Annotated in this window: 16 protein-coding genes; 10 read left to right on the top strand and 6 right to left on the bottom strand. The window is 63.8% G+C overall.

All coding sequences use genetic code 11. The annotated features are described in order from the left end of the window. Positions 1–18: 18 nt before the first annotated feature. On the bottom strand, positions 19–636 hold the full coding sequence (locus FHT32_RS20960) for a TetR/AcrR family transcriptional regulator (protein WP_126472221.1): 618 nt from the start codon (positions 634–636) through the stop codon (positions 19–21). 107 nt (positions 637–743) lie between these two features. Here FHT32_RS20960 and FHT32_RS20955 point away from each other — a divergent pair, with 107 nt between their 5' ends. Beyond that, on the top strand, positions 744–2,201 hold the full coding sequence (locus FHT32_RS20955; RefSeq protein ID WP_176666496.1) for an efflux transporter outer membrane subunit: 1,458 nt from the start codon (positions 744–746) through the stop codon (positions 2,199–2,201). A 54-nt stretch (positions 2,202–2,255) separates the two neighbouring features. Further along, positions 2,256–2,450 carry a hypothetical protein gene (locus FHT32_RS20950; RefSeq protein WP_176666495.1) on the top strand — a complete coding sequence of 65 codons (195 nt, stop codon included), beginning with the start codon at positions 2,256–2,258 and terminating at the stop codon, positions 2,448–2,450. Between the two features lie 83 nt (positions 2,451–2,533). On the opposite strand, the gene FHT32_RS20945 is transcribed toward FHT32_RS20950, so the two are convergent. Then, positions 2,534–3,229, bottom strand: a complete 696-nt coding sequence (locus tag FHT32_RS20945) for a Crp/Fnr family transcriptional regulator (RefSeq protein WP_126472218.1) — start codon at positions 3,227–3,229, stop codon at positions 2,534–2,536. A gap of 101 nt (positions 3,230–3,330) precedes the next feature. Here FHT32_RS20945 and FHT32_RS20940 point away from each other — a divergent pair, with 101 nt between their 5' ends. Then, the gene (locus FHT32_RS20940; protein ID WP_176666494.1) at positions 3,331–4,914 is read left to right on the top strand and encodes a tannase/feruloyl esterase family alpha/beta hydrolase; all 1,584 of its coding nucleotides are present in this window, start codon (positions 3,331–3,333) and stop codon (positions 4,912–4,914) included. A 151-nt stretch (positions 4,915–5,065) separates the two neighbouring features. Here FHT32_RS20940 and FHT32_RS20935 read toward each other — a convergent pair whose 3' ends face one another. The 3 genes from FHT32_RS20935 to FHT32_RS20925 all read right to left on the bottom strand — a co-directional run bounded on the left by FHT32_RS20935 (position 5,066) and on the right by FHT32_RS20925 (position 7,428). Next, positions 5,066–5,572: a DUF421 domain-containing protein gene (locus FHT32_RS20935; protein WP_256099089.1), complete on the bottom strand. Its 507-nt coding sequence runs from the start codon at positions 5,570–5,572 to the stop codon at positions 5,066–5,068. Then, positions 5,569–6,180 (bottom strand): DUF421 domain-containing protein, encoded by a 612-nt coding sequence (locus tag FHT32_RS20930; protein ID WP_256099088.1) that lies wholly within the window; start codon positions 6,178–6,180, stop codon positions 5,569–5,571. Before FHT32_RS20930 ends, FHT32_RS20935 begins: the two co-directional genes overlap by 4 nt. 312 nt (positions 6,181–6,492) lie before the next feature. Further along, positions 6,493–7,428 carry a LysR family transcriptional regulator gene (locus tag FHT32_RS20925; protein ID WP_176666493.1) on the bottom strand — a complete coding sequence of 312 codons (936 nt, stop codon included), beginning with the start codon at positions 7,426–7,428 and terminating at the stop codon, positions 6,493–6,495. A gap of 92 nt (positions 7,429–7,520) precedes the next feature. Between FHT32_RS20925 and FHT32_RS20920 the strand changes: the two genes are divergently transcribed. From FHT32_RS20920 to FHT32_RS20895, 6 genes are read left to right on the top strand one after another with little or no spacing between them, the layout of a single operon-like run. Beyond that, entirely contained in the window at positions 7,521–8,174 is a 654-nt protein-coding gene (locus tag FHT32_RS20920) for an RraA family protein (RefSeq protein ID WP_176666492.1), read from the top strand. A gap of 14 nt (positions 8,175–8,188) precedes the next feature. Continuing rightward, positions 8,189–9,433, top strand: a complete 1,245-nt coding sequence (locus FHT32_RS20915; RefSeq protein WP_176666491.1) for an aminotransferase class I/II-fold pyridoxal phosphate-dependent enzyme — start codon at positions 8,189–8,191, stop codon at positions 9,431–9,433. Next, positions 9,426–10,247: an ABC transporter substrate-binding protein gene (locus FHT32_RS20910; protein ID WP_176666490.1), complete on the top strand. Its 822-nt coding sequence runs from the start codon at positions 9,426–9,428 to the stop codon at positions 10,245–10,247. Before FHT32_RS20915 ends, FHT32_RS20910 begins: the two co-directional genes overlap by 8 nt. A 25-nt stretch (positions 10,248–10,272) precedes the next feature. Continuing rightward, positions 10,273–10,968: an amino acid ABC transporter permease gene (locus tag FHT32_RS20905; RefSeq protein ID WP_176666489.1), complete on the top strand. Its 696-nt coding sequence runs from the start codon at positions 10,273–10,275 to the stop codon at positions 10,966–10,968. A gap of 6 nt (positions 10,969–10,974) precedes the next feature. Continuing rightward, positions 10,975–11,724 carry an amino acid ABC transporter permease gene (locus tag FHT32_RS20900; protein WP_176666488.1) on the top strand — a complete coding sequence of 250 codons (750 nt, stop codon included), beginning with the start codon at positions 10,975–10,977 and terminating at the stop codon, positions 11,722–11,724. Between the two features lie 20 nt (positions 11,725–11,744). Beyond that, positions 11,745–12,473: an amino acid ABC transporter ATP-binding protein gene (locus FHT32_RS20895; RefSeq protein WP_176666582.1), complete on the top strand. Its 729-nt coding sequence runs from the start codon at positions 11,745–11,747 to the stop codon at positions 12,471–12,473. 51 nt (positions 12,474–12,524) lie between these two features. Here FHT32_RS20895 and FHT32_RS20890 read toward each other — a convergent pair whose 3' ends face one another. Continuing rightward, positions 12,525–12,986: a tetratricopeptide repeat protein gene (locus FHT32_RS20890; RefSeq protein WP_256099113.1), complete on the bottom strand. Its 462-nt coding sequence runs from the start codon at positions 12,984–12,986 to the stop codon at positions 12,525–12,527. Between the two features lie 256 nt (positions 12,987–13,242). Between FHT32_RS20890 and FHT32_RS20885 the strand changes: the two genes are divergently transcribed. Beyond that, the gene (locus tag FHT32_RS20885) at positions 13,243–13,938 is read left to right on the top strand and encodes a hypothetical protein (RefSeq protein WP_256099087.1); all 696 of its coding nucleotides are present in this window, start codon (positions 13,243–13,245) and stop codon (positions 13,936–13,938) included. The last annotated feature ends 14 nt before the right edge of the window (positions 13,939–13,952 follow it).

Below are 13,952 nucleotides of genomic sequence, written 5' to 3'. Positions count from 1 at the left end.
GTCACCAGTAAATTTAGTTCATGGCGAAAGGCTGCGCAGCACGAGGCTGGACAGTTGCACCGGCGCCTGGGCCGCGTGATCGAAGCTGTACTGCAGGAGCAGCGGATTGATGTAGGGGTGCATGACGAGGTAGATGGCTCCCGCCGCCTCGTCCAGCGGCGTCTTGCGCTCGAACTCACCCATTTCCCGGCCTTCGCGCAGGATGTCCTGGAGCAATTGCCGAATGCGCTCCTCATAGACGACCACGGTCTGCCAGCGCTCGCTGGCGGCCGACATCGCGATTTCATAAAGCTTGCGATCCTCGGAAAACAGTCGAAGGGTCGACTCGACCACTGACTTGAACATCCGGCGCAGTTTCTCGGGCGGGCGGTCGGCGACATCGACCGCCGCTCGGACCTCGGCCTCGATCTCGCGCAGGCAGTTCGCGCAGATCATCTCGCCGATCGCCTGCTTGGACTCGAAGAACTTGTAGATGTAGGCCTTGGAAAATCCGATGGCCTTGGCGAGGTCGGAGACGGTCGTCTTCTCGTAGCCATACCGGCCGAAGTGCTCGGTGGCCGCGGCAACAATCTGGTCCCGCACATCGTGATCGGCGGGGCCGCGCGCCACAGCCGGGGAAAGAGTTGCATTGCTCATGGCAGACAGCTTACCGCGAGCAAGGGAAATCAACAACGAGTGACCATTTTGAATTATAGTCACATCGATTCGACGTTTTCTTTCCCCCTTCTTTCCGAAAGAAGCCCATGCTCCAGCGCATTCTTGTCCCGCTTTTCGCTGCCAGCCTCGTCGCAGGTTGCGCCGTCGGCCCCAACTATGTCCGGCCCGACGCGCCCCTGCCGCCGCAGTACCTCGGCCAGGCAGCCGTCGATGCACGTCCTGCCTCGACCAGCGTCGACCGAAACGCGTGGTGGACAGGTTTCGGCGACCCGCAACTGGCTCGGTTCGTCACGCTTGCGCTGGCGCAGAACCTCGATCTTGCGCAGGCGTCCGCGCGCATCGATCAAGCACGCGCCGGGCTGGGCGCGGCGAATGCCGCTTTGCTGCCTTCCGGAAACCTCAGTGGGCAAGCCGCCCGGGCCTATCAGTCGGTTGAAACGCCGCTGGGACAGGTCTTGAACTCGAGGCCCGGCTTCGACCGCCACGGCAGTGCCTACGAAACAAATCTCGGTGCAAGCTGGGAAGTGGACGTTTTCGGCGGCCTGCGCCGTGGCCGCGAAGCGGCACTTGCCGAGTACCAGGCCTCGGAAGCAGGCGCGGCCGCCACGAGGTTGACCGTGGCGGCGCAGACTGCCGACATCTATATCAGCATCCGCGGACTGCAGACCCGGCTGGACGTGGCGCGCCGGCAGGTGCGCACGCAGCAGGAGTTGCTGTCCAAGGTCCATCTTCTGTACGGCAAGGGGTTGGCGGCCGAACTCCAGGTGCGGCAGGCCGAAGGCGCGCTGGCCCAGGTCCAGGCATCCGTCCCGGCGCTCGAGGCTGGGCTGGACGCGGCGATGAATGCGCTGGATGTGATGCTGGGCTCGCCCCCGGGCACACATCGGGCGGAATTGGCCGACCCGGGCGCCATCCCCGTCGCCCCGCAGATCGCGGACGCGGGAACGCCGGGCGACTTGCTCAGGCGGCGGCCCGACCTGATCGCGGCCGAACGCCGCCTCGCCGCATCGAATGCACGCATCGGTGTCGCCATTGCCGAGTACTACCCCAAGCTTTCCCTGAGCGGCCTGATCGGCAGCGCGACGTCGGTGTCCGGCGGCAACCTGTTCACCAGCGGCGCAAGCCAGGCCGCCGGCGTGCTGGGCCTGCGCTGGCGCCTCTTCGACTTTGGCCGCATCAACGCGCAGATCGATCTCGCCAAGGGCCAGGATGCCGAACTGCTGGCCGCGTATCGGCTGGCCGTGCTGCGCGCTACAGAAGACGTGGAAAACGCTTTCTCGACCCTGGTCAAGCGCGAGGAACAAGCCAGCGTGCTTGCGCAGGGCGTCGACTCGCTCGGCCGCGCGCGAGGCGCGTCATTCGCCGCCTACCAGAAAGGCGTCGTCAGCCTGATCGAGGTACTGCAGGCAGACGAAAACCTGCTGCGCGCTTCCGACGCGCGAGCACAGGCGCAGACCGAATCGGCACGCGCCGCGGTCACCGCCTTCAAGGCATTGGGGGGTGGCTGGCAACCAAGCGGAACCGACACGGTTGCAAGCCGATAGACAGGTGTCGTCCGTGCACGACCCTTCGTGCGCACTTGAACTGGGGAGATCCAAATGAGCGATGACCGCGGTGCTACGGAAAAACCCGCGCCAGGTTTCTGGCGGAAATTGATGCTGGCGTTTGAAGGTATGGACGAGTCCTGTGTCGCGGACTTGGAATCGCGCATTCGCATGCTCGAAGTCGAGGTAGCTCGACTGGGTGACATCGAAAGAAGGCGCGGCAGCGCCTCGCCGCACGACGTTACCTGAAGTGCTTCTGAAGCCTCCGGTTCGATGACGTCCTGACCCGAAGGCACGAGGTCTTGGGCGGCCACCCGAATGGCACGAGGCCCTCACTCCGAGTGCTCGCGCGCGTACACACGCAGGCCATCGACGTTCAAGACGTCGATGCTTCCGTAGCGGATGTGAAGCAGGCCCGCTTCCTCCAACTCGTGCAGGGCGCGATGGGCAACCTGGCGGGAAATTCCGGCCAGCCGGCCGATCTCCTCCTGCGAGATGTGCAGGACTCGTTGGGTCCGGGGGTTGAGCTGAGGATTGAAGAGTTCGGCCAGGCAGCCTGCCACGCGCGAACTGATGTCGTGCATCCGGTAGCTCTCGGCCAGCGCAATGAATTGACCCAGCCTTGCGTTGAGCTGATCGATCATGAAATGGCAAAAGCTCAAGCTGTTGGCGACCAGGTAGTGAAAGGTCTGGCTCGGCATCAACGCAATGCGGGTGTCGCGCAGCGCGACAACGCCGTAGGGACGCAACTCCCCCTTGAGCACGGAACCTTCCCCGAGCCAGCCGCCATTGGTGACCCCGGTCAATGTGGTGCTTCGGCCATCCGCCGAGAGGACGTCCACTTTGACCATGCCTTCGACGATTCCGATCCAGTGCGTCGCCGCGCTTGATTTGTGGCAGACGATCTCACCAGCCGAATAGAAGCGGTCCTGCGTCTCCAGCTCGACACGCTGGAGTTGCTCGCGCGTCAGACCGCCAGCCCAAGCAGCCGCTCGCAACATCGAGATGGTCTGCGCGTGATTTGTCATCGGAAAGACTTTCTTCCCCGGCCTTAGTGCCTAGCATGCGCTGCGCAGGCGATGGCCTGAGTCGTCTGAGTTTATGTGGCAGTACGAACAGGAGACAAATCATGAGAAACCCTCTCTCGATGGCAGGCTACGCGCTGCTGAGCATTCCCATGCTGCTGACCGCCTGCGGCGGCGGAGGTGACGGCGCAGGCAGCTGGCCGGTGCTGTTCCCGGCGCCGGCGCCCACGCAAACGCCGCCACCGGCACCGGTTGCGACAACGCAGGAGAAGTGCGCGGTCTTCGCCGGCGCTTCGCTTGCCGGTGCAGCGCTCAAAGAGGCGACGCTCGTCCCGGCAGCAGCAGGAGCCGCGGAGTACTGCAAGGTCACGGGCACCCTTCATGGCACGCTCAATTTCGAAGTGCATTTGCCTACCGTGTGGAACAACAAACTCCTGTATGCCGGCGGCGGCGGTTGGGACGGCAGCATCAACATCACGCCCGTCTCGCCAAGCGGCGCAACTGCGGGTTACGTACTCGTGGCCTCGGATGGCGGGCACCAGGGAAACGCCCTGGACGCTTCGGCCTTCCTGAACAATCCCACGGCCCAGGCAGACTTCGGCTATCTCTCGATCCATTCGGTCAATGAAGTCACCAAGGAGATCGTTCGCAAGCGCTATGGCTCTGATGCCGAGTTCAGCTATTTCGAGGGCTGCTCCAACGGCGGCAGGGAGGCATTGATCCAGGCCACGCGCTTCCCGAACGACTTCGACGGCATCGTCGTGCGTGCGCCGGCCTACTCCTTCACCGAGTTGTTCCAGGCCTTTGTGGCGAATGGAAAGGCGCTCGCCGCGCCGGGCGGGCAATTGAACGATGCGAAGGTCTCGCTCATCGGCAAGACCGTCACCACGCAGTGCGACGCCCTGGACGGTGTGTCCGACGGCATCGTGAGCAACCAGGAAGCCTGCACGTTCAACCCGGTGGTGTTGCGCTGTACCGCAGGCGATGCCGACACATGCCTGACCGATGCGCAGATCGCGACTGCCAACACGATCTACTCCGAACTCAAGCGCAAGGACGGGACAACCGTCTACCCCGGCTGGGGACCTGGCGGCGAAGACCAAGGCTGGCCCCTGTGGGTGACAGGCTCCGCCATCGGCGGCACCGGCCTCCAGTTCCAGTTCGGGAGCGGCCTCGTGAAGTACTGGGTCACGGGCGATCCGGCCTTCGACGTGCTGGGCTTCGATCCGGAGTTCTATTCCGCGGGGCTGCGGCTCGCGGCCACCACGCTCGATGCGACGCCGGACCTTCGCTCCTTCTTCGGCCAGGGCGGCAAGATGATCCTCGCCCATGGAACGAACGACTGGGCCATCAGCTACAAGGGCTCGATCAAGTACTTCAACGATGTAGCGACCACGGTCGGCAGCGCGTCCACGCGGGATGCCTCGATGGAATTCTTCCTCCAGCCGGGCGTTCAGCATTGCGCCGGCGGTGTCGGTCCTGACACCGTCGACCTGGTGGACGCAGTCGCGAAGTGGCGAGAGGGTGGCGCCAAGCCCTCCATGCAAAACATCGTGGCGACGAAGCTGGATTCGACGACCAAGGCGCCGGTACTCGCGCGCCCCCTGTGCAAGTACCCGACCTTCCCGAAATACAAGGGCAGCGGCGACGTGAATTCGCCGGACAGCTACAGCTGCCAGAGTTCGTGAGCGTCTTCGTCTGCTGAGTTCGCCCTCCTTTCCCGCGTGTCCGGTCGCCACCTCCTGCGGCCGGTTCACGGCGAAGTACCAGACTGCCGCGACATTCATGGCACGGCGCGCCAGCGGAGAAAGAAGGCGCGGGCAGACAAAAGAGGGTCTGTCAGGACCGCCGCCTGACGATGCTCAGCTTGCCGTCGCGTTCGAGCACTGCGCGTTCCACCTCGTCCAGCCGCACGCCGCCGGCCTGCTGGCGCAGGGCCTCGTCGAGGTCCTTGCGGGACACCAGTGCGTGACGCATGGCGTCGTAGTCCATCCGGCCGTCGCGCACCAGCGTGATTTCATGGCCGTTGATCAGGTCTTCGAAGCCTTGCCAACGCATGCTGGCCAGAGCGACCAGTCGGTGCGTGACGACGAGCGCAACGCCGGCCGCCATGGTGCTCCAGAAAGGAGAGGCACCGACCACCGCGCGGCTAAGTACCGCGCCGAGCAGCACCGTGATGCAGGTGTCGAACGGACTCTGCTGCCCGAACGAGCGGCGCCCCGATGCGCGGATCATCGCCAGCGCGAGGAAGAAGACCACCAGCGCCCGTGCGCCCATCTGCCAGGCAGCGAGTTCCGACCCTTCGCCGAAGAGCCAGTCGATGAACTGCATTGGCTTCGCCATCATTGGGCTGGCGGCTTGGAGGTCTCGGGTGGCTGGTGCTGCTCGGAGGCTTGCTCGCTCTTCTCCTTCTTGAACACACTGAGCGTCCCGTCGCTCTCCAGCCGCGCGACGCGCACCTCCGAGAAATCGGCCACACCTTGCTCTCGCAGCTTGCCCCTCAATTCGTCCGTCGTGATCATTTCGCGCCTGAGCGCGCGTCGGTTCAGGCGGCCATTTCGAATGAGCACCTCGGGGCGAGGCTCCAGGAAGCGCGCAACGGGCTCGAAATGAAAGCTGAGCCAGTCGAGCGCAAAGTTCCACGCAACCAGGGTGGCGAGCAGCACGAAGCCGTCGTCGATGGACTTGTATTCGCCCTGCATCGCATTGCTCGATGCATCGGCGACCAGCACCACGAAGAGCAGATCGGCCACGCCCATCGAGCCGATGTCGCGCCGCAACACGAAGCGAAACACGAGAAGCAGAAACCAGTACACGAGCGTGCCGCGCACCACCATGTGCCACACGGGAAACTCGCGGGCGAAAAGTTCGGCGACCTCGCTCATGGTTGTATGAATTCCTGGAACTTGAAAATCGACCGACGTCCAACCTAGGGCGAAATACGGTGGCGCCATGTCAGAGAGCGCTTCAGCGGCTTGTAGGCGCCGCAGAGGCGGACCAACGAGAAGGAATCACGGCATCTAGCAGGTCCGCATATCAATTGGATGGCAGGGATGCCGTCACGCCGGGGCCACGGACGGTGGCCTGCACGGACCCGTTGCCCTCACGATGAAAAGGAGAGACACCGGTTCGCGCCGCAGGTCCAGGGCAGTCAGGTCTTTCCCGACCCGCCTGACCCGCGCGCGATCAGGCAGCCCACTGAGCCTGACACCGGGAAGTGCCATCCGACATGTCGTGGTCCATGCATACGGCCTCAGGTTGCCCCCTTAGCTGAGACTGGACCGACGACCGACTGCCGTCGCCGTCTGGTAGAGGCGTGTGAAATCGCAGGTCTCCTGCGCCAGCCGGAGCACCGAGGCCATCAGTGAACTCCGCTGGTCGCGCCGGATCACCGCAGCGTAGGGCGCGTCGGGCAGCGCGGGGCGCACTTGCAGCACCTCCAGCAATCCCTGCCCCACGAGGTTCTGCACGGCGGCGGGCGGAAGGTAGCTCACGCCGAAGCCGGAGACGGTGAGCCCGATCAGCGCGATCAGGCTGTTGCTCACCACCAGGTCTGCCGCCTTGAGCCCATGCGACTGGAACCAGTCATGGAACAGGATGCCGGTGCCGGACTGCGGGCCTTGCGTCAGGATGCGGTAGTCCGCCATCGCCTGCACTTTCAGCGGCTTGCCCCCGTGGGCCACCAGTCCGGGCTTGCACATCCAGCGCAACCGAAGCTTGCCGACGGGCGACACCTTGAAGCGTTCTTCGCGGAACGTGTCGGCGACGATCATCAGGTCGATCTCACTGGCCAGCAGCTTGTCGCGCAGCCGAGAGCCGGTGTCCACCTCGGGATCGATGATGACGCCGGGATGGGCTTGGTAGATGCGCTCCACGAAGCGCGGCAGCCAGGTCATGGCCGTCACCTCGGTCACGCCGATACGCAAGCGCCGCTCGGGCTCGCCGGACTCGAGTGCGCCTCGCATCAGCTCTTCGCGCCCCTGCAGCAGGCGGTCGGCCAGGGCGAAGACTTCCTCGCCCTTGGATGTCAGGCGCGCCGTGCGCAACGAACGATCGAACAGCGGCGCATGGAAGAGCGCCTCGAGTTCCTGCACGCGCTTCGACACGGCCGACTGGGTCGTGTGCAACTTCTGCGACGCACCCGAAAAGCCGCCCAGTCGCACCACCCAGTAGATCGCCTCCAGCTGCTTGAAAGTCACCATCGGCGCCGCCCTCCGGGTTAGAAAAAAAGTGATGCTAATTAAATCGCAAATATCGCTTTTATTTGCTCTTTCGACTATCCAGAATTCGCCTCATGCCTGCCTCCGACCTGATCATCCACCCCGCCCCGCCGCTCGTACCTTCCGCTCTGGTAGACGCATTCCGCGGCGTCGTCACGCCGCACCTGAGCGACAACCTGGCCCGCCTTGCCGGCATCGTCGGCCTGCACCGGTTCCATGGGAACCGCAAACTCGTCGGAACCGCCGTGACCGTCAAGACGCGTCCCGGCGACAACTTCGCCATCTACAAGGCGGTCATGGACATGCAGCCCGGCCACGTGCTGGTGGTCGATGGGGGCGGTGACCTGAACAACGCCTTGGTCGGCGAGTTGCTCCTGCAGTACGCGTTGCAGCGCGGCTGCGCCGGCTTCGTCATCGACGGCGCGATCCGCGACAGCTCGGCCTTCCGGGAGCGGGACTTCCCCTGCTACGCACGGGGCGTCACGCACCGCGGTCCCTACAAGAACGGCCCGGGGTCGATCAATGTCCCGGTCACCGTGGGTGGCCAGGTCGTGCATCCCGGTGACATCGTGGTCGGCGACGAGGACGGCATTGTCAGTTTTCCTGCCGCGCAAGCCTCCCGCCTGCTGGAGGCCGCGCGGCTCAGCGCGGCCAAGGAAGCGGCGATCCAGCAGGAGATCGCCACCGGCCGCGTCGCGCAGAGCTGGTTGACGGCCATCGGGCTGTAAGAAGGGATGCCGCCATGACCCAACTCCTTGCCCACCGCCTCGACGCCATCAAGCCGTCCGCCAGCATGGCTGCGAAGCAGCGCGTCGACAGCCTTCGCGCCGCCGGTCGCCCTGTTGTCGATTTCACCATCGGCGAGCCTGACTTCCCGACGCCGCCGCACATCGTGCAGGCGGGCATCGAAGCCCTGCTTGGCGGCCAGACCCGCTACACGGCCTCGGCCGGCACACCGGCGCTGCGCCAGGCGATTGCTGCGAAGTTCGACCGCGAAAACGGCCTGGCGTATGCGCCCGAACAGATCGTGGTGGGCAGCGGGGCCAAGCAGATCATCTTCGAGGCGTTGGCCGCGACGCTGAATCCCGGCGATGAAGTGATCGTGCCCGCGCCGTACTGGGTGTCGTATCCCGACATGGTCGTGCTGCACGGGGCCGAGCCCGTGGTGGTGCGCTGCGGCGAGGAACAGAGGTTCAAGCTCGGTGCCGAGGCCCTCGAACAGGCCATCACGCCGCGAACACGCTGGCTCATCTTCAATTCGCCCAACAACCCGAGCGGCGCGGTGTATTCGCGCGAAGAACTCGAAGCGCTGGCCGGTGTGCTCGCACGGCATCCGCAGGTCTGGCTGCTCACCGACGAAATCTATGAGCACTTCGTGTTTGGCGAAGCCCGCCATGTGTCCATCCTTGCGGTGGCGCCGGAACTGCAGGACCGAACGCTCATCGTGAACGGGATGTCGAAGGCCTATGCCATGACAGGCTGGCGCATCGGCTACGGCGCAGGCCCCCTTCCCCTGGTCAGGGCGATCGCGCTGCTGCTGTCGCAAAGCACAAGCTGCGCGAGCAGCGTGGCACAGGCCGCGGCATCGACGGCGCTGCAGGGCGACCAGACCTGCGTCAACATCGCATCCGAGGTGTTCCAGCAGCGGCGCGACAGGATGGTCGGGCTGCTGCGCCAAGTGCCGGGTCTGCGGTGCCTGTCGCCCGACGGTGCCTTCTATGTGTTTCCCAGTGTCGAGGGCCTGCTCGGTGCCCGCACGCCGGAAGGCAAAGTGCTCGCGAGCGACCTCGACGTCATGATGTACCTCCTGGACGAGGCGCAGGTCGCCACCATCGACGGCAGCTCGTACGGCATGCCCGGCTACCTGCGGATGTCCTTCGCCACGTCCACCGCGCAGATCGAGGCGGGCTGCGCCGCGATCGCCCGCGCCGTCGACCTGCTGCAACCCGCCACCGCTTCTTCGCCCAAGGAAAACGACCATGCCTAAGCTCTTGCCGCTCGCCCTGCCCTTGCTTGCCGGCCTCACTCTGTGCGCCGCGGCGGCCCACGCCGACCAGTTGGAGGACATCAAGAAGCGCGGCACCCTCGTGTGCGGCACGCTCGGCATCGCGGAGCCTTTCAGCTTTGCCAATCCCCAGACACGGGAGACCCAAGGGTACGACGTCGATTTCTGCGGTGCCATCGCAAAGAGCCTCCGTGTGAAGCTGGAGCTGAAGCTCGTGGCCGTTCCTGCGCGCATCCCCGAATTGCAGCAGGGCCGCGTCGACGTGCTGGCGGCCAACCTGGGCTGGACCGCCGAACGTGCGGAGCAGATCGCCTTCAGCGACAGCTACTACGTGAGCCTGACCAAGGCCGCCACCCGGCGCGCAGACAAGTACACGGCGGTGAACAACCTGTCGGGCAAGCGGGTGGCCACCGCCAAGGGCTCGACCTCGGAGGTCGCTGCGCGCAAGGCCATTCCCGACGTCCAGGTCATCACGTACCAGGATCCGCCGTCGATCTTTCTCGCGCTGCAGCAGGGAAAGGCCGATGCCGCCGTGGCGTCGGAGCTGGTACTGGTCAAATGGAAAACGGAGGTCGAGGCCAGTGCCCCGATCGACATCCTGGAGCCGGCACTGCTGAACGAGAGCTGGGGCATCGGCATGCGCAAGAACGAGACGGCTCTGATCAAGCACGTGAACGGGGTGCTGGATAGCATGGAGAAGTCGGGCGAAGCTGCGAGGATCTTCGACAAGTGGCTCGGGACCGGCACGCCCTACAAGCTGAAACGCGGCTTCCAGAGCGGTCCCATCAAGGGCTGACCCATCTCCTGCCAGGCGAGCTGCCGTGAACCCCATCGACTTTTCCGTGCTGTTGCGGGGCGACAACCCGCAGTTGATCGCGAAGGGACTCGCCACCACGTTCGAGCTCACGGCGGCGGCCTGGCTGCTGGCCGTCGTACTCGGCACGCTGCTCGCCTTGCTGCGGATGGCGCCGAACCGCGCAGCGCAAGGTTTCGTGGCGGGCTATGTCGAGTACCACCAGAACGTTCCGATGCTGGTGCAGCTCTTCCTTTGGTATTTCGGCATCCCGACCCTGCTGCCGGGCGATTGGCAGCAGTGGATCAACCGGCAGGGAAGCGAGTTCTTCTTCGCCTTCTTAGCGATCGCCCTGGCCATGGCGGCCTACATGTCCGAAGGACTGCGCGGCGGCATCCGTTCGATCCCCAAATCGCAGCTGGAGGCTGCCCGGGCTCTCGGGCTCACCTACTTGCAGTCGCTGCGCCAGGTCGTGCTGCCGCAGGCCGTCCGGATCGCGCTGCCCACCTTCGTCAACCATACGGTGCTGCTGTTCAAGAACTCCAGCCTCGCCATGGCGGTCGGCGTCGCGGAGCTCACTTACGTCACCCGCGACATCGAGAGCCAGTCGTTCCGGACCGTGGAGGTGTACCTCTTCACGACGCTCGTGTACCTCGGGTTCTCGTTCCTGATCATGGCCGGCGGCAGCCTGGCCGAGCGCCGCCTGCGCATCCCGACGAGGTAACAAGGCATGAACGAATTTCTGGCCATCCTGCGCGACCACGGCATGCTGCTGCTGGTCGGGCAGTATCCGAACGGTCCGCTCGGCGGGCTCGCGATCACGTTCGCGCTCGCGGTGCTCGGCATCGCGCTGGCCTTTCCGCTCGGGGTGCTGCTCGCGCTGGCGCGCATCAGCCCCTTTGCCGTGCTGCGCTGGCCTGCCACGGTGCTCGTCTACGTGGTGCGCGGCGTGCCGCTGCTGATGTTCATCTTCTGGGTCTACTTCTTCCTGCCGATGCTGATCGGGCGGCCGGTGGGCGGTTTCGCCACCATGCTGGCCACGCTCGTGATCTACGAGGCGGCCTACCTGTCGGAAGTCGTACGTGGCGGCATCGAAGGGCTGTCGAAGGGCCAGATGGAAGGCGCGCGCGCCGTGGGCCTGAGCCACATGCAGGCGATGCGGCTGGTGATCCTGCCGCAGGCGCTCTACAACATGATCCCTGCGATGCTGGGTCAGTTCGTGTCCACCATCAAGGAAACTTCGCTCGGCTACGTGATCACTGTCAACGAACTCACGTTCGCTGCCAACCAGGTCAACAGCGCGCTGATGACCAAGCCATTCCAGGTGTTCGTGCTGCTTGCCGTCATCTATTTCATCCTGTGCTTCTCGCTGACGCAGCTGGCGCGGCACCTCGAGCGGCGCATCGCGACCCGGCGCGCCGGCCAGCCTGCCGTGTCGGCCTCCCGGCCCGCCCACCCCGTTCCAGTTCCTGCCGAGTGAACCCCATGAACACCTCTCCCATGATTGCCTTCGAGGCCGTCGACAAGTGGTACGGCGAATACCATGCGCTGCAGCACGTGACGGCGGAAGTCGCCCGCGGTGAGGTGGTGGTCGTCTGCGGCCCTTCCGGTTCCGGCAAGTCCACGCTGATTCGCACCGTGAACAGGCTGGAGGAGATCCAGCAGGGCTGCATCCGTTTCGATGGCCGCGACATCCACGCGAAGTCGGTCGACGTCAACAAGTTCCGCAGCCAGGTCGGATTCGTCTTCCAGAACTTCAACCTGTTTCCGCACCTTTCGGTGGCTCAGAACATCATGCTGGCACCCACCAGTGTGCTCGGCCGCAGCCGGGGCGAGGCCCGCGATCGCGCCGAGCAGTTGTTGGCGCGCGTGGGCCTGGCGAACAAGGCCGATGCTTATCCGGGCCAGCTGTCAGGTGGCCAGCAGCAGCGGGTGGCGATCGCACGCGCGCTGGCCATGGACCCGCCGGCCATGCTGTTCGACGAGCCGACGAGCGCGCTCGACCCGGAAATGGTCGGAGAGGTGCTCCAGGTGATGAAGTCGCTCGCGCGCGAAGGCATGACGATGATGTGCGTGACGCACGAGATGGGCTTCGCCCGCGAGGTGGCCGACTGCGTCTGGTTCATGGACCACGGCGGCATCGTCGAGACCGGCTCGCCGGAAGCGTTCTTCGCCAATCCACAGAGCGAGCGGGCGAGGAAGTTCCTGTCGGATCTGCGAATGCACTAAGGTGTTTGGTCACCAGTCATTTCAACGTCGGCTTGTCCAGAAGGACATCAGCTATTGAGTCTCCAGAGACTCCAATGTAGCTTGCGCATTGGGGTATCCGCTGTCCTTTGCCCGTCTCGTCCAGTAGATGGCCCTCTCCTTATCGCCATCATGCAGATAGATCTGACCCAAGTTGTACTGCGCAGGAGCATGACCGAGTTCGCCGGCCATCAAAAGCCACTCCATGGCCTTCGTCTGATCATTCAGAGCAGAGCGATAGTGTCCGTAGACGTTGAAGGCAGCTCTTTTGTCACCTGCGTTCGCCAGCTCCTTTTGACGCGCTAACTCTGCATCCGACATGGTTGCAATGCCCGCAACAAAGACATTGGGGTCATACCTGATCCCTGTTGGTGGAGGCGGGCGGTTGAAATGAGGAATGTTGGTACATGATGCTGTACTCAACACTGCGAACGACGCAATAACGATGTGCTTCATTGAAGACAAGAGAATATAGAAAAGGCTTTCCTGCAGCATTGCGGTCACGGAGTCGCGCCTGTTTGAACCGCTGACTAGGATCATGAGTGGGTGCCTCTGGCACTTGAAAAGATGCGCGGCGTGCCAAGCACTGGGGTTGCAACGCTCGAGGCAAACCGCCGCGCCAAGGGCAAGAACCACACCTTGGCGGTCGGCAATTCAAGCAATCCCATGCGTGAGAGACCGGAACCCATGACCCATCGACACACAACGCAAGGAAATCCCAAAAGTCGGAATCGATGGTTGACCGGGAGTGGTGGCATTCCGCGACGGATTCAACCGGTCGGGCGACTTTGAAGAGGCTGACAATGACGAGGCCAAGTCCTCCCTCATTCATGCAGCCGGTCGGGAAGCGAGTCGCCAAGTCCTGATATCTTGCAATCCACCTTACATGCGTCCTTCGATGAAAAAATTGCTGCAGCTATTTCTCTGTGCCCTGTTCGCCTGCCACGCCCACGCGGCACCTCCGTACTCGGAGGATCAAGCGAGAGCGCTGCTCACGCATCTCAGCGCCCATGTGTTGATCATCAACTCCGATCTGACCCTGATCAAGAAGAAGCCGGCGAGCGAGTTCGACTTGTTGACTTACTACCCGCTATCCAAAACCAAACTTGACGAGTACAAGCGCAATGGCCACATCGCCAATACGAACGACGACATCGCTGACTTCGTAACCTACAAGATCAAGGACTACGAGCTGACCAATGAGAAGAACGAGAGGCTGCAAGTGAAGGAAGGCAGCAAGGCGTCGTCGCTGCGGGAGTTCGCGCTCTGGACCTACGACAATGTGCTGTGCAGCCAACGAGGTTTCCACGTAAAGCTGGACAAACCCTTCGAACGGGTCAAGGGGCACATCACACTGATGTTCGAGATGCCTGGAAGCATCACACGCGAAATTCGGATTCCGATCAATCTCGCCATCACGGACAAGGACCCGCGGCCCGAAATCTGAAAGTGCGCTCACTC

Source organism: Variovorax sp. SG517 (genome assembly GCF_013376045.1).
In the GTDB taxonomy this organism is placed as follows: Bacteria; Pseudomonadota; Gammaproteobacteria; order Burkholderiales; family Burkholderiaceae_C; genus Variovorax.
The sequence above is the reverse complement of the archived record's forward strand: the minus strand, read 5'-3'. Positions and strand labels throughout refer to the sequence as shown.

Excerpts from the sequence above, each read along its gene's own strand:
- FHT32_RS20935 (WP_256099089.1), bottom strand. The coding sequence starts at position 5,572 with ATGATGGCGAAGCCAATGCAGTTCATCGACTGGCTCTTCGGCGAAGGG.
- FHT32_RS20940 (WP_176666494.1), top strand. The coding sequence starts at position 3,331 with ATGAGAAACCCTCTCTCGATGGCAGGCTACGCGCTGCTGAGCATTCCC.
- FHT32_RS20890 (WP_256099113.1), bottom strand. The coding sequence starts at position 12,986 with ATGCTGCAGGAAAGCCTTTTCTATATTCTCTTGTCTTCAATGAAGCAC.
- FHT32_RS20910 (WP_176666490.1), top strand. The coding sequence starts at position 9,426 with ATGCCTAAGCTCTTGCCGCTCGCCCTGCCCTTGCTTGCCGGCCTCACT.
- FHT32_RS20960 (WP_126472221.1), bottom strand. The coding sequence starts at position 636 with ATGAGCAATGCAACTCTTTCCCCGGCTGTGGCGCGCGGCCCCGCCGAT.
- FHT32_RS20895 (WP_176666582.1), top strand. The coding sequence starts at position 11,745 with ATGATTGCCTTCGAGGCCGTCGACAAGTGGTACGGCGAATACCATGCG.
- FHT32_RS20950 (WP_176666495.1), top strand. The coding sequence starts at position 2,256 with ATGAGCGATGACCGCGGTGCTACGGAAAAACCCGCGCCAGGTTTCTGG.
- FHT32_RS20955 (WP_176666496.1), top strand. The coding sequence starts at position 744 with ATGCTCCAGCGCATTCTTGTCCCGCTTTTCGCTGCCAGCCTCGTCGCA.
- FHT32_RS20915 (WP_176666491.1), top strand. The coding sequence starts at position 8,189 with ATGACCCAACTCCTTGCCCACCGCCTCGACGCCATCAAGCCGTCCGCC.
- FHT32_RS20920 (WP_176666492.1), top strand. The coding sequence starts at position 7,521 with ATGCCTGCCTCCGACCTGATCATCCACCCCGCCCCGCCGCTCGTACCT.
- FHT32_RS20945 (WP_126472218.1), bottom strand. The coding sequence starts at position 3,229 with ATGACAAATCACGCGCAGACCATCTCGATGTTGCGAGCGGCTGCTTGG.
- FHT32_RS20925 (WP_176666493.1), bottom strand. The coding sequence starts at position 7,428 with ATGGTGACTTTCAAGCAGCTGGAGGCGATCTACTGGGTGGTGCGACTG.
- FHT32_RS20930 (WP_256099088.1), bottom strand. The coding sequence starts at position 6,180 with ATGGCGCCACCGTATTTCGCCCTAGGTTGGACGTCGGTCGATTTTCAA.
- FHT32_RS20900 (WP_176666488.1), top strand. The coding sequence starts at position 10,975 with ATGAACGAATTTCTGGCCATCCTGCGCGACCACGGCATGCTGCTGCTG.